The organism is Nonomuraea sp. NPDC005983, assembly GCF_040614375.1.
Taxonomy (GTDB): Bacteria; Actinomycetota; Actinomycetes; order Streptosporangiales; family Streptosporangiaceae; genus Nonomuraea.
On sequence record NZ_JBEXUP010000113.1, the window covers coordinates 1 to 14,087 of the forward strand.

The following is a 14,087-nucleotide window of genomic DNA, read 5'->3' on the forward strand; positions in this document are numbered from 1 at the left end:
AGGCGCTGGCCACCACGGCCGCCCGCCAGGTCGTCGCCGACAGCCTGCTGGAGCACACGGCACGCGGCGAACGCGCCCGCATCGCCCGCGAGCTGCACGACGTCGTCGCCCACCACATCTCCATGGTCGCCGTGCAGGCCGAGACGGCCCGGCTGGCCATCCCGGGGATGCCGGACGCCGGCGCGCAGCGGCTGCTCGCCATCGGCGACACCGCCAGGGCGGCGCTGACCGAGATGCGGCGGCTGCTCGGCGTGCTGCGCGAGGACGCCGAGACCGACGCGGCCGACCGGCAGCCCCAGCCGGGCCTGCGCCTTCGGGAGCTCAACGACCTGCTCGACGAGTCACGCGCGGCCTCCGGGACGGGCACCCGCCTGATCCTGCGCGGCTCGCCGGTCACCCTCGACCCCGGCGTCGAGCTCGCGGCCTACCGCATCGTCCAGGAGGCCCTCACCAACGCCCGGCGGCACGCGCCGGGAGCCGCCGTCGACGTGGAACTGCACTACACCGGCGACGCGCTGCGGCTGCTCGTCCGCGACAACGGGCCGGGCGCGTCCACGGCGGGGGAGGGGCACGGGCTGTCCGGCATGCGGGAACGCGCCGCGGCCGTCGGCGGCGAGCTGCGCGCCGGCCCCGCCACCGGCGGCGGCTTCCTCGTCGAGGCCCGCCTGCCAGGAAAGGACGAGACGGCCGCGTGAGTGTTCAGCCCCCGCCGATCAGGATCGTCGTCGCCGACGACCATCTGGTGGTCCGCACCGGATTCGCCGAACTGCTCGGCACCCAGCCGGACTTCGACGTCGTCGCGACCGCCTCCGACGGGGCGGAGGCGGTGCGGGTCTGCCGCGAACTCTCCCCTGACGTCGTCCTCATGGACGTCCGCATGCCGGCCATGGACGGCATCGAGGCCACCAGGCGGCTCGCCGGCTCCGCGGCCGACGGCGCGCGCGTTCTCATCCTGACGACCTTCGACCTGGACGAGTACGTCTACGACGCGCTCCGCGCCGGAGCCAGCGGCTTCCTGCTCAAGGACGTCACCGCCGAACGGCTCTTCGACGCCGTGCGCGTCGTCGCCGCCGGCGAGGCGCTGCTGGCCCCGGCGGTCACCCGCCGCCTCATCAGCGAGTTCGCCCAGCTGCAGCCCAAGCCCGACGCCTCCGCGTCGGCCGCGCTCGGCGCGCTCACCCCGCGCGAGACCCAGGTTCTGCGGCTGGTCGCGGAGGGCCTGTCCAATCCGGAGATAGCGGCCCGGCTGACGGTCACGGAGGAGACCGTCAAGACGCACGTGAGCCGCGTGCTGAGCAAGCTCGGGCTGCGCGACAGGACGCAGGCGGTCGTCACCGCGTACGAGACGGGACTGGTCGTGCCCGGCGCGCGCGGGAAGTGACCTACCTGCCGGCCACGGCCCATCGCGGCGGCGGCCGATTCGCCCGGCTCTTTGTGGGACAGCTGCAGCGCAGCATAATCCGCTCCTTGTGTGACGGGGCGACGATGGGCGCGCCGCCCCACCAGCTTGGCCTGCCGCCCGCCGACAACCTCGCCGACCCGCTTGGCGAACGCCTTCAGCGCCTCGCCGTCCCACTCCCCTTGGATACCCCACTCGGTTGAACAACGCGAAAGTGAGAACGACCACTGTGCGGGTCGCGGCCTGCTGCGCGGTGGCGGGCTGGGGTGCCCGCAAGGAACGGCTGTACCACTCTCACATCGAGCACTGGAGAAAGCAGGCCGAGAACGGAACCTTGGCCGCCTCGACCGGCAAGCCGAAAAAGATGCCGAATCGGAGGAACTGGCCCGGTTGCGAGCGGAGAACAAGAAGCTCAAGACCGACGCCGCAAGGCTGGAATCCCGCAACGAGAAACTCGCCGGTGAGCTCGGCAAGACCAAAACCGCGTTGGACATCGCGGGAAAAGCATTCGCGCTGCTTCAGGACATCTCAAGCAGCGCGGACTCCGGCACGAACTGAACCGGGTCCTCGACGAGCATTTCCCTGCCCTGGAGAAGTCGGTCGGCACGGTCAGGGCCTGCGAGGCGTTCGGCAGATCCCGGGCAACGGTGCACCGGCACCGTCATCCGCGTCCGCCCGTTCACGGTCCGCGCCGGCCGTTCCGTCACCCGGCCGAACTGTCGGAAGATGAGCGCGAGCAGGTGCTGGCGGTACTGGACTCGCCCCGCTTCGCCGACAAGTCCCCGGGCCAGGCATGGGCGATCCTGCTGGATGAGGGCGTCTATCTGTGCTCGCAGGCCACCATGTACCGGCTGTTGCGCGAACGCGGGCAAAGCGGCGAGCGGCGCGCTCAAGCCGTGCGCCCGCCGACCAGCAGACCTGAACTGGAGGCCGACGGTCCCAACCAGGTGTGGTCGTGGGACATCACGAAACTGAAAGGGCCGATGCGGGGCGTCTACTATCTGCTGTACGTCATCATCGACATCTTCTCCCGCAAGGTCGTTCACTGGGAGATCTGGCCGACCGAGAACGGCACCCTGGCCACGGAGTTCCTGCAGAACGCCATTGCCGCCAATGGCGGGATCGCGCCCTGCTCGATCCATGCCGACCGTGGCGCCTCGATGACCTCCAACACGGTCACCGGCCTGCTCGCGCTGCTCGGCATCGACCAGTCCCATTCCCGGCCGCACGTGTCCAACGACAACCCCTACTCAGAAGCGCACTTCAAGACACTCAAATATTGCCCGGCATTTCCTGGGCGTTCGGGTCCAAAGAAGACGCCAACGTATTCTGTGTTCAATTCTTCGGCTATTACAATAACGAGCACCGCCATTCCGGGATCGCGATGCACACGCCCGCCTCGGTGCATGACGGCACCGCCGTCCAGATCCAGGCCAAGCGGATCGCCACCCTCCACGCGGCCTTCCAGGCACATCCCCAGCGGTTCCGCGGATGGCGGCCCTACCCACCGTCTCTGCCGACCAAGGTGTGGATCAATCAGCCACTCGCACCACCACAGACCGACACTTCACCACAAACCACCCAAGTAGCTTGATGTCTCATCCGGTTTGACGGGTTCCGTCGCATCGGGAGGCGGATCGGTGACGACGGACCTGGCGGCAATGAGCGAACGCGAGTACTTCACCTTCGCGGCCAAGCCGTTGGGCATGTTCGTGGTGGGGTCGCGGCCCCGACGATCTTGACCGTCCCGTCGAACTCCACCATCGGCAGCCGGCCACCCCTCCCGGCCGAAGTTCCACACCCGCGCCCGCCAGGGGCGCAGCCCAGCGGGCCTCGATGTCAATTTCGAGATGGTCACGCTTGACTGTGAATATGCTGACAATAAATTCGCATCCGTCGAAGCACTCCGCCTGCCGGGGAGAAGGCCGAGCCCCGGGCCGCCGTTTTCAAACCGTTATCTTCGCGAAGCGCTCACACCTCGTGCCCGTGACCTCGCCGAATTCTCATTATTCCCAGCTCATGACCCGCGTCCGGGGTTCCGGGCCGGTGAGGTAAGCGGCCTGATCCGAGGTTCGCAGAGGGTTGACAAAGGATCGTGACGCGGTTGATGATCCCCGCAAATAGACAAAATGGGGATCTGGCTTTCACTGCGCGGAGATGGCTTAATCGCGCCCGGCGAAGAATTGTCCATCGAGTTGACCGCTGCTGCCATGGCGTCCTTCGGCATGCCCTGGCCCAATTCCACCATGCCCTTTCCGAGTTTGGAGGCAGGCTCTTGCCTGGACGCACAACCATGCGTAAATCCCGTCGATTACTGGGCGCGTTCCTAGTGCTCGCCCTCGCGCTGAGCGGCAACGTGGTTCCCGCGGAGGCGGCCACGCCCAGCCCGCCGCCCCCGGGCGACGCGCGCGGCGGATGGAAGCCGGACAGCGAGCGTGACTGGCTGGACGACCTCCAGGACTGGTTCACCGGCGACGGGCAGGAGGCGCCCGAGCCCCAGGATCTCGGGGTGAACGCGGTGCCCCGGAACGACGCGGAGCCCGCGGCGCAGAAGATTCCGCCGGCCAAGCGGGTGAAGGAGCTGGCGGGCAAGCGCACCGCGCACGAGCGGACGTTCCTGCTGGAGGACGGCCGGCAGCAGGTCGAGGTGTCGGCGGCGCCGCTGAACTATCGCGACAAGTCCGGTAAGTGGCAGCCGATCTCCACGGAGATCTCGCCGACGGACCGCGCTGGGTTCGCCTACGGCAACCAGCGCAACGCCTTCAGCAGCTTCTTCGGCACCGAGCCCGCCTCGATTCTCCGCGTGGAGCTGGACGACGTGGTCCTCACGCTCGGAGCCGACGGGGTCAAGCCCGGCAAGCCGAAGGTGAAGAACGACACCGCCACCTACGCCTACGAGAGCGGCGGGGCGCGGCTGGCGTACGAGGTGACCCCGGAGGGCGCCAAGGAGCAGATCGTCCTCGACTCCGCGCCCGCGCAGGCCCCCTCCTACACCTTCACCCTCAAGCCGGACGGGCTGCGGGCCTGGCAGCGGCCCGACGGGTCGATCGCGTTCTACCGCGGCGACTTCGACGGCACGCCGGTCATGGAGATCCCCCGGCCGTACATGACCGACGCGCGCGACGACGCCTCCTCGCCGTACGGCAAGACGTACAGCGACAAGGTGACGCAGAGCATGGTGTGGGACGCGGCGGCGGGGCTGCTGCGGATCGCCGTCACCGCGGACCAGGCGTGGCTGGCCGACCCGGCCCGTCAGTACCCGGTGGTCATCGACCCGACGATCAAGATCGCGCCGACGCCGACGGTCTCGCAGGACACGATGATCGTCTCCGATTCCCCCGACACGAACTTCGACGGGAGCTGGCGCCTGTCCACGGGCACGTCTTCGGTGGGCGTGTCGCGGGCGCTGCTGAAGTTCCCGCTGACCGGGGTGCCGTCCGGCACGAAGATCGACTCAGCTCAGCTGCAGGTCTACTACGACCAGGACATCGAGACCAGCACCGGGGTGAGCAACAACGTCACCCTGGAGGCGCACCGCGCGACCACCGCCTGGGACGAGACGACCGCCACCTGGAACTCGGCCAAGAACCTCACCGGCGAGCTCGGCAACAACAGCGAGGTCGTGGACGACGGCGACCTCGGCAAGACCGCGGCGACCGGCTCGTGGCCGCTCTCCACCAGCTCTCTGACGGCCAACGCCGTCGGCAGTGACTACCTGTACAACAAGGACACCGTCGCGGGCGACCGCTACACGTGGGTGCCGCGCGTGACCGAGGACGGCGACTACCGGGTCGACGTGCACTACGTGGAGGCGGCCGACCGGTCCACGGCGGCGCCGTACACCGTCACCTACAACGGCGGCAGCAAGACGTACTCGGTCAACCAGTACGCCGCCTCCACCACGAACGGCGTATGGAAGACGCTGGGCACCCACCCGTTCACCGCCGGCACCACCGGCAAGGTCGTCCTGGGCGACGGCCCCGCCTCCGCCTCCGTCAGCGTGATCGCCGACGCCGTACGGCTGACCAAGGACGCCGTGCAGGTGAAGCCGGCCTCGGCCAACGGCAGCCAGTGGCACTCGTTCTCGGTGCGCAACATCGTCCAGTCGTGGCTCGACGGCACCAGCGCAAACCACGGCTTCGTGCTGAAGGCGGCCGACGAGACCCTCGACAAGGGCGGGGTGCGCTACGAGGGCAGCCTGTACTCCTATGGCGGGGAGACCGCGACCTACCCGCGCCTGGTGCTGACGTACGGCCACCAGGGCGTCACCGTCGACCCGCCCACCACGATCCACGCCGCCGGCGCGGATCTGTCCTGGCCCGCCTATCAGGACCCGTCGGACGCCGAGTCGGACGACCTCGCGGAGTACCAGGTCCACCGCAGTGTCCACCAGACGTTCACCCCGTCGGCGGCCACGCTGGTCTCGCCCGTGGCGGCGGGCACCACGAAGTTCACCGACACGACGGCCACGCCCACCCCGGCCGACTCCACCGACCCGTTCGGCCAGGTCTACTACTACATGGTCGCGGTGAAGACCAAGGATGGGCAGCTCGTTCCCGGGCCGACGGAGATCGCCGCGCTGCCGAAGGCGGGCAGGACCGTCAAGATCTTCCAGGGCGGGACCGCGGACACGACCCTGTCCAGCAAGCAGCCCGATGTCAACCAGGACGTGCTGGCAGGCGCGCCATGGTTGATGGTCGGCAACAACTCCGGCACGTACGGCACGACCCGGGTCGTGCTCAAATTCCCCGATGTCTCCGACATCCCCCCGACCGCCCAGGTGCTCGACGCGTCGGTGGACTTGTGGGAAGTGACGATGATCGGGTCGGCCGCGGCCACGTACGAGCTGCGCGGCGTGAACACCGGCTTCGACGAGAAGACGGCCACCTGGAACAAGGCCACCGCCTCCCAGGCGTGGACGACGGCGGGTGGCGACTACACGAGCACGGTCATCAGCAGCTACGCCGGGATCACCAACGATCCCTACAGGCGTTCCTTCAGCGCCACGTCGCTCGCGCAGAGCTGGGTCTCGACCCCCTCGGGCAACCACGGCGTGATGGTCAAGCTCGCGAACGAGACGTCCCCCGCCGAGCGGACCCTGTTCCTGTCGGACGAGGCGGCGGAGCCGCAGCTCCGGCCCCAGCTCCGGGTCACGTACCTGGAGAAGACCACCGAGAACACCTACTACGCGCCGGACACGGCGCTGCAGATGGCCGAGGGCGGCCAGACCACCACGCCGGTGACGCTCGCCAACACGACCACGGCGACGTGGAAGGCGTCGGACTACGTGCTGTCGTACCGCTGGGCGCAGCCGGACGGCACCGACGTGACCACGGCCCAGAACCAGGTGAAAACGGCGCTGCCCAAGGACCTGGCCCCGGGTGAGACGATCACCGTCCAGGCGCAGGTCAAGGCGCCGGCGACGGCCGACGAGAGCAACAAGCGCACCAGTTACCTGCTCCAGTCGGACCTGTACAACAAGACGACCAACGCGTGGTTGTCGGCCAGCGACGCGATCCCGGCGCTGACCCAGGCGGTGGCGGTGGACAAGCCCACCTCCAACCAGCTCGGGCTGGAGTCGTTCTACGAGTACGCGGGCGTCGAGACCGGCGCGGGCGGCCTCCTGCAGGGCAACCTGTACGCGGGCAACGCCGTCTGGTCCTACAGCCCGTGGGCGCACCCCTCACGCGGGGACTTCGCCACCGTCGTCAACCTGGCCTACAACTCCAAGGACACCTCCAACAGCTCGATGGGCTTCGGCTGGTCGCTGCACGCCTCCATGCCGATCCGGCTGGGCACGCCGCTGGACTTCCATCCCAACCGGACCCCGACCACGGTGACCATGACCGACGGGGACGGCACCGGCCACACCTTCTCGTGGGACGACGACGCGCAGGAGTGGATCAGCCCGAAGGGCGTGCAGCTGTACCTGCAGCGCCTGGTGGCGTGCGACTCGAAGACCGAGGAGTCGCGGGCCTGGGTGATGACCGCGCCGGACCGCACCCAGTACTTCTTCGACTGCGACGGCTACATGTCGGCGACGCAGGACGGCAACGGGATTATCAACACCGCGTCGTTCACGTACGCCTCGCGCAGGTCGAACAACATGCCGACCAAGTTCCTGCAGTACATCACCGATCCGGCCGGCCGTCAGACGCTGACCGTCGAGTACTACAAGAAGGGCGAGAACTACACCTGGATCAACGACGAGGGTGAAGAGGTCTACTGGGCCAACCTGGTCAACCCCAACATCATCGACCGGGTCAAGTCCATCACCGACATCGAAGGTCGCAAGATCACCTTCATGTACACCAGCTGGGGCCTGATGGCCAAGATGGTGGACGGTGACGGGCACGACGACGCCAAGTCGTTCCGCTTCGACTACGACATGACCCAGGGCACCAAGAACGCCAAGCTGGTCAAGGTCACCGACCCTCGCGGCAACGGCACCGGCGTGGCCTACTACTACCCGCGGGAGGGCGACGACCCGAAGTTCCACTGGTCGGCCCAGACCCTCACCGACCGGCTCGGCGGCACGACGAAGTTCCTCTACGTGGACCCCGACGGGCCGCAGGGCTCGACCCTCGACACCACGGTCACCGACGCCGAGAACCACGCCACCGCCTACCACCTGGACGAGTTCGGGCGGCCCACGCAGATCACGAACGCCAAGAGCCAGGTCACCAAGCTCGGCTGGGACGCCGACCACAACGTGATCCGTGAGGAGGAGAACAACGGCGCCGTCACCACCTCGGCCTACGACCCGCTGACCGGGGACCGGCTGTGGATCCGCGACGCCGAGGCGAATCTCAACGGCACGCCGGCGACCACGTACACCTACCAGAGGGGCTTGAACGGGCGCATCACCGACCTGACCGCCGAGACCAGCCCCGAGGGCCGCCGGGTCACCTTCACCTACGACCCGTGGGGCAACCTCACCTCGGTCACCGACCCGGTCGGCAACTCCACGGAGACCGTGGGCGACTACACCACCACGTACAGCTACGACATCTACGGGCAGGTCACCCAGGCGACCGACGCGAACGGCAATCCCACCACCTTCGGGACCTACGACGCGACCGGCCAGCCGCAGCTGATCACCGACGCGTACGGCGACTCCACCCGGATCGGCTACGACTGGCGGGGCTTGACGCTGTCGGTGACCGACCCGCTGGGGACGGTGAGCTCGCGATCGTACGACCTGTTCGGCCGCCCGCTGACCAGCTCGGTGCCCAAGGACCGCGCCGCCGGCGAGTACATCGTCACGCCCGCGCCCGTCTATGACGCCAACGACAACATCACCAAGGCCACCGCGCCCAACGGCGCCGTCGCGACCACCGAGTTCGACGCCAACGACCGGATCACCTACACGCTCGAACCCAAGGACGACCAGCTCGACGCGCCTGAGCGGAAGACCTCGTTCACCTATGACAAGGTCGGCAACCGGCTGACGGTCACCGAGCCGAACGGCAACGTGACCGACACGGCCGGCGACTTCACCACCACCAAGTCCTTCGACGAGATCTACCAGCTCACCGGCGTGACCGACGCCAAGGGCTACACCACCAGGTACCTCTACGACGGCGCCGGCAACGTCATCTGGGTGGTCGACCCGCGTAAGAACGCGACCCCGGACCCGCTGGACTACACGGTCAAGTTCGACTACGACCGCAACCACCGGGTGACGATGGAGACCGACGCGGGCGGCTACACCACCCGCTCGGGCTACGACCGCGACGGGTTGCAGACCACCGCCACCGACCAGAACGGCAGCGTCTCCACCACGGTGTACGACGCCCGCGGCAAGGTCGTCGAGACCCGGGTTCCGCACGAGTCGGTGGACGGGAACGTCAAGGAGACGACCACCCGGTTCGCCTACGACCAGGTCGGCAACCAGACCAAGACGATCAACCCGCGGGGCGTCGCGACCACCGACGACCCGGACGACTTCCTCACCGAGATCCGCTACGACAAGCTGAACCGGCCGGTCGAGCAGGTCTACCCGTACGACAAGGACGACAACCACGGCGCGCCGGACTATCCCTACCGCACGCCGCAGAGCGTGACATACAAGTACGACACGGCGTCGCGCCTGACGGAGGTGGCCCTGCCACCGCCCGACCCCGATCACACCCCCAACGAAGACCACCGGGGGCGGATCGTCAGCAAGACCGAGTACTACGACAACGGCTGGATCAAGAAGTCGATCGACCCGTTCGGCATCACGGTCGGCTACGACTACAACGAGCTGGGGCTGCAGACCGAGCGGAAGGTCAACGCGGCGAACGGCGATCTGCAGCGGGCCCTGGAGTGGGCCTACCACCCCGACGGCAAGCTCAAGCACCACGCCGACCAGGGCGGATCCACCACGCCGCCGTACCCGAACGTCAAGTCGTTCGACTACCTGTACGACCCGAACGGCAACCTCGAGAAGGTCACCGACAGCTCGTCGAACGCGACGATCGACCAGTGGGACCTCGAGTACGACGGCCTCAACCAGATGGCCAAGGTCACCGAGCGCCTGGACGGCGTGCTCAAGAACACCACGACCTACGGCTACAACGAGATCGGCGGCCTGATCCGCCGCGCTCACGACAAGACGATCGCCGACTACACCTATGACGCGCGGGACCTGCTCGAAACCGTACGCAACGTCAGCAGCGCCACCGACCCCAGCCCCAGGCTGACCCGGTACGACTACACCCCGCGTGGCGAGCGGAAGAGCGAGACCAAGTCCAACGGCAACATCGCGACCTACGAGTACTACCTCGACGGGCTGCCGCGGCACACAGTGGAGAAGAAGGCCGACGGGGCCGTGCAGTCGGAGCACACCCTGACCTACCAGGCCGACCTGCGCGTCTCCAAGGACCACACCAAGGTCCAGTGTGTCGACTTCGCGTGCCTGTTCCCCGACGTGGAGAAGGACTACACCTACGACCCGCGCAACCGGGTCGCCAAGGTGGAGTACCTCGGGCAGGCGCGCAGCGAGATTTACCAGTACGACGCCAACTCCAACGTGGTCATCCAGGACGTCGCGGGCGAGAACACCCACTTCCAGTACGACTGGAACCGGCTCGTCGAGAGCGGCGACCTGGGCGGCGGCGCCTCCGAGTACCACTACGACCCCTCGGGCCGGCTGTTCTCGGTGACCTCGGGCGAGGAGCAGACGCCGACCGCCCTGTACTTCTACAACGCCTTCGACCAGATCACCCGCACCGAGCAGGTCGGGGTGGACGAGGTGGAGCGGGCCACCGACTACACCTACGACCCGCTGGGCCGTACGTCCTCCATGACCGACAACGACGGCAAGAAGACCATCTACTCCTACCTCGGCATGGCCGGTGAGGTGCTGGACGAGGAGGTGGGCGGCTCGATCACCCGCTCGTTCGAGTACTCGGCGTGGGACGAGCGGCTGTCCATGGCCAAGTTCGGCGGCGGGGCCGCCGAGCGCAGCGTCTACGGGTACGACCCGCAGGGCAACGTGGAGATCCTCACCACGGACACCGGCGACACGCGGGGCACGTACGGTTACAGCGTCTTCGGCTCGCTGGTGCCGGGATCGGTCAGCGGGGTGGACACCCCGGACTCGGCCAACCCCTACAAGGAGCCGTACAACCCGTACTGGTTCGGGGCCAGGCGGTTCGACCAGCTCTCGTCCAGCTACCAGATGGGGTCGCGGAACTACCTGCCGGGCAGTCACCAGTACCTCACCCCCGACTCCCGGCAGGACGCCGGCGCCGATCTCGGCCTCGGCCTCAACCCGGGGACGAGCAACCGCTACGGCTTCGCCGCGGGCCTGTCCATCGCGAACCTGCACTACTCGGAGCCGATGGACTGGAAGCGAGCGCTCGCGTCCTTCGGCGCCGGGCTGCTGGTCGGGCTGGGCGTCGGCGCGCTGGGGGCGTTGTGCCCCGAGACCGGCGGCCTGACCTGCGGGCTGGCGGTCGCCCTGGCCTCAGGAGCGGCGGCCTCCGCGACCAGCTACACCGTGGACGTCGCCATGGATCCCAACCGGTCCTTCGACGCCGGCGACTTCGCCCTGGAGACCGTCACCGGTGCCGCGATCGCCGGGGTCACCTTCGGCCTCGGCAGGCTCTTCAAGGGTGGAGGCAGCATCGGCTGCGGGCCGGGCAACAGCTTCGTGCCCGGCACGATGGTCCAAATGGCCGACGGCACCACCAAGCCGATCGAGAAGGTCGAGGTGGGCGACGAGGTGCTGGCCGCCGACCCCGAGACCGGCAAGACGGCGGCCAAGCCCGTCACCGAACTGATCACGGGTGAGGGCGACAAGGAACTGGTCGACGTCACGGTCGACACCGACGGCGAGAAGGGGGACGAGACCGGCAAGGTCACCTCGACGGACAGCCATCCGTTCTGGGTCCGCGACCTGAAGAAGTGGGTCGAGGCCGAGGACCTCAAGCCGGGGATGTGGCTGCGTACCTCCTCCGGGACGTACGTCCAGATCAAGGCGGCCAAGAAGCGGACGGCTCACCAGCGGGTCCACAACCTGACCGTCGCCGGCCTGCACACCTATCACGTCCTGGCGGGCACCGCCGCCGTACTGACGCACAACGCCGCCCCCAAGCCTCCGGCAGCCTGCGGGGTCAAGGTCAGCAAGGAACTCGCGAAGAACCTGCCCGCGGGACTCAGGAACCGCTACCTGGCCTCCGCGGAAGCGGTCGAGGCCGCCGCGCTCCGCCTCGCCCAAGACCCCAAGGACATGCTGCGGTACCTCACCAGGAAGGAGTTCAAGGATTATCAGCGGCTGATGCGCATGAAGAGGGTCAAGAGCGCGCGGCGCTACTTCGGAACGGCATTCCACCGGGCAATGGAGCGGGAACTCAGCGCGAGCGAGCCGGGGCGGTGGGTCTACAAATCGAGCCACGGCGTCGACTTCTACGACCGGCGGCTCATGAACTGGGTCGAATTCACCACGGTCAAGGACTATCTCAACCATCTCGCCCGGAAGACGACCAACGTGCGGTACAGTAAAGTGCCGTACGTGCTGTACAGCATAGGCCCCTTACCTTCCTTCAGAAGATAGCCATTGACACCGGATACGCTCCCGGAAAATCCGGGAGCGTATCCTTATTCACGCAATAGAGGAGCCGCCGTGATAGCAAAAAGAGAACTGAATCTGAACGCCGCCCAGCAGAACGGCACCGACTATTCTGGTCAGCGTTTCTCGGTCATTTCCATTGCCAACGGCAGCCACCTCACCGACTGCGATTTCCGTGGTGTCCACGCCACGAAGGGATGCCTCGGCGCCGGCAGACGACCGAGCGTCTACACCGGCTGCGTGTTCGACGGCAGCACGCTCAAGGGCGACGGCCTCGACCCCGGCCGGGCCACCTTCGTCTCGTGCTCCTTCCTGGACGTGAAGCTGTCCCACCTCACCTTCATAGACGCCGAATTCGTGAACTGCGTCTTCTCGGGGACCCTCGAATCGGTGACCTTCTCCGCGGACCCCTGGGCGCGGGACGCCGAGCTGGGGCGCACCGTGAACAGGTACGAAGGCAACGACTTCACCGCGGCCCGCTTGAAGGACGTCGACTTCCGCGGCGGCATCGACCTCGGCCTCCAACGGCTCCCGGAGGGTGGCGACTACCTCGTCGTGCGTGACGCGGCGGCCGTCCTGAAGGCGGCGGTGCAGGAGATCGAGACGTGGGCGGACGCCGACGAGCGCGACGAGGCGCTGTCCACGATCGACACGCTGGAGTTCGACGTCCAGGGAGGCCAGCGGGATCTGTTCATGGACACTGCGTTCGTCACCGATGGGCTGTCGCCGGAGGCGGCCGGCCGGCTGCTGGCGGCCTTCCGGCGTTCGTAGCGTATCTCTTCCCCTCCCCGTCCCCGTCCCCGTCGTGGAGCAACGCTTCTCCCATCCCCTCGCCCACCAGGGAGGCGTTCACCGCCTCCCTGGCCCGGCAATTACAACGCGATGCCGAAGAAGCGCAAGTGGTGGCGGGACAACGACCTGCTCGACTAGTCGTTCATAGAGGGGGCGCCGCGCGAGGGCGTGCTCGAACGTGCTCGCGTTCTTCCGTTCCCCCGGCCGGTCCTTCAGGCTGGCCGTCGCGACCCACCGACACGAGCGTCGACATGGCACGGGCCGTGACCCAGGAGTACCTGAACTTCTGGAACAACGAGCGGAAGAAGGAAGGCGACTCCGGCTACCGCCTGGCCAAGGACAGCTCCAGCCGCAAGGCTTTCCCCGCGGTGTGGACGTGAGGTTCGCCGGCACCGGGGTGTCACCGATCCGGCAGCACCGAGCGGACGGCGTCCTCGGTCCGTCCGACGATCGCCGAGCCGTCATCGGCGGTGATGATGGGCCGCTGGATCAGGGCCGGATGGGCCGCCAGCGCCGCGATCCAGCGCTCGCGGTTCGACGCGTCGCGGGGCCACCCGTCCAGGCCGAGACCGGCGGCCACGCTCTCGCCGGTGCGGGTAATGTCCCAGGGTTCGAGGCCGAGCCTGCCCAGCACGTCGCGCAGCTCCTGCTCGCTCGGCGGGTCGTCCAGGTAGCGCCGGACGGTGTAGTCGGCGCTCTCGGCGTCGAGGACCGACAGCGCCGAGCGGCACTTGGAACAGTCGGGGTTGATCCAGATCTCCACGCCGTCTCCTGCCACGTCCTGTTCATGAGCCTGCCGCGACCAACCCTAGAGCCGGGCGCCACGCGGTTTCGACG

The 14,087-nt window shown here is 67.8% G+C and carries 8 protein-coding genes; 7 read left to right on the top strand and 1 reads right to left on the bottom strand.

Annotated elements, in window-relative coordinates; all coding sequences use genetic code 11:
• The 7 genes from ABZ297_RS35040 to ABZ297_RS35070 all read left to right on the top strand — a co-directional run.
• Positions 1-695, top strand: a 695-nt coding sequence (locus ABZ297_RS35040; protein WP_355355534.1) for a sensor histidine kinase, incomplete at its 5' end; no start/stop codon positions are given.
• On the top strand, positions 692-1,381 hold the full coding sequence (locus ABZ297_RS35045) for a response regulator transcription factor (protein WP_355355536.1): 690 nt from the start codon (positions 692-694) through the stop codon (positions 1,379-1,381). The genes ABZ297_RS35040 and ABZ297_RS35045, both read left to right, overlap by 4 nt.
• A gap of 162 nt (positions 1,382-1,543) precedes the next feature.
• On the top strand, positions 1,544-1,957 hold the full coding sequence (locus ABZ297_RS35050) for a hypothetical protein (RefSeq protein WP_355355538.1): 414 nt from the start codon (positions 1,544-1,546) through the stop codon (positions 1,955-1,957).
• Between the two features lie 89 nt (positions 1,958-2,046).
• Entirely contained in the window at positions 2,047-2,988 is a 942-nt protein-coding gene (locus ABZ297_RS35055; protein WP_355355540.1) for a DDE-type integrase/transposase/recombinase, read from the top strand.
• Between the two features lie 704 nt (positions 2,989-3,692).
• The gene (locus tag ABZ297_RS35060; RefSeq protein WP_355355542.1) at positions 3,693-12,443 is read left to right on the top strand and encodes a DNRLRE domain-containing protein; all 8,751 of its coding nucleotides are present in this window, start codon (positions 3,693-3,695) and stop codon (positions 12,441-12,443) included.
• A gap of 69 nt (positions 12,444-12,512) precedes the next feature.
• Positions 12,513-13,229, top strand: coding sequence for a hypothetical protein (locus tag ABZ297_RS35065; protein WP_355355544.1), 717 nt, complete (start codon positions 12,513-12,515; stop codon positions 13,227-13,229).
• A gap of 272 nt (positions 13,230-13,501) precedes the next feature.
• Positions 13,502-13,630 (top strand): hypothetical protein, encoded by a 129-nt coding sequence (locus tag ABZ297_RS35070; protein ID WP_355355546.1) that lies wholly within the window; start codon positions 13,502-13,504, stop codon positions 13,628-13,630.
• Between the two features lie 20 nt (positions 13,631-13,650).
• Here the strand turns inward: ABZ297_RS35070 and ABZ297_RS35075 are convergent, their stop codons facing one another.
• Positions 13,651-14,013, bottom strand: coding sequence for an arsenate reductase family protein (locus tag ABZ297_RS35075; protein ID WP_355355548.1), 363 nt, complete (start codon positions 14,011-14,013; stop codon positions 13,651-13,653).
• Between the last annotated feature and the right edge of the window lie 74 nt (positions 14,014-14,087).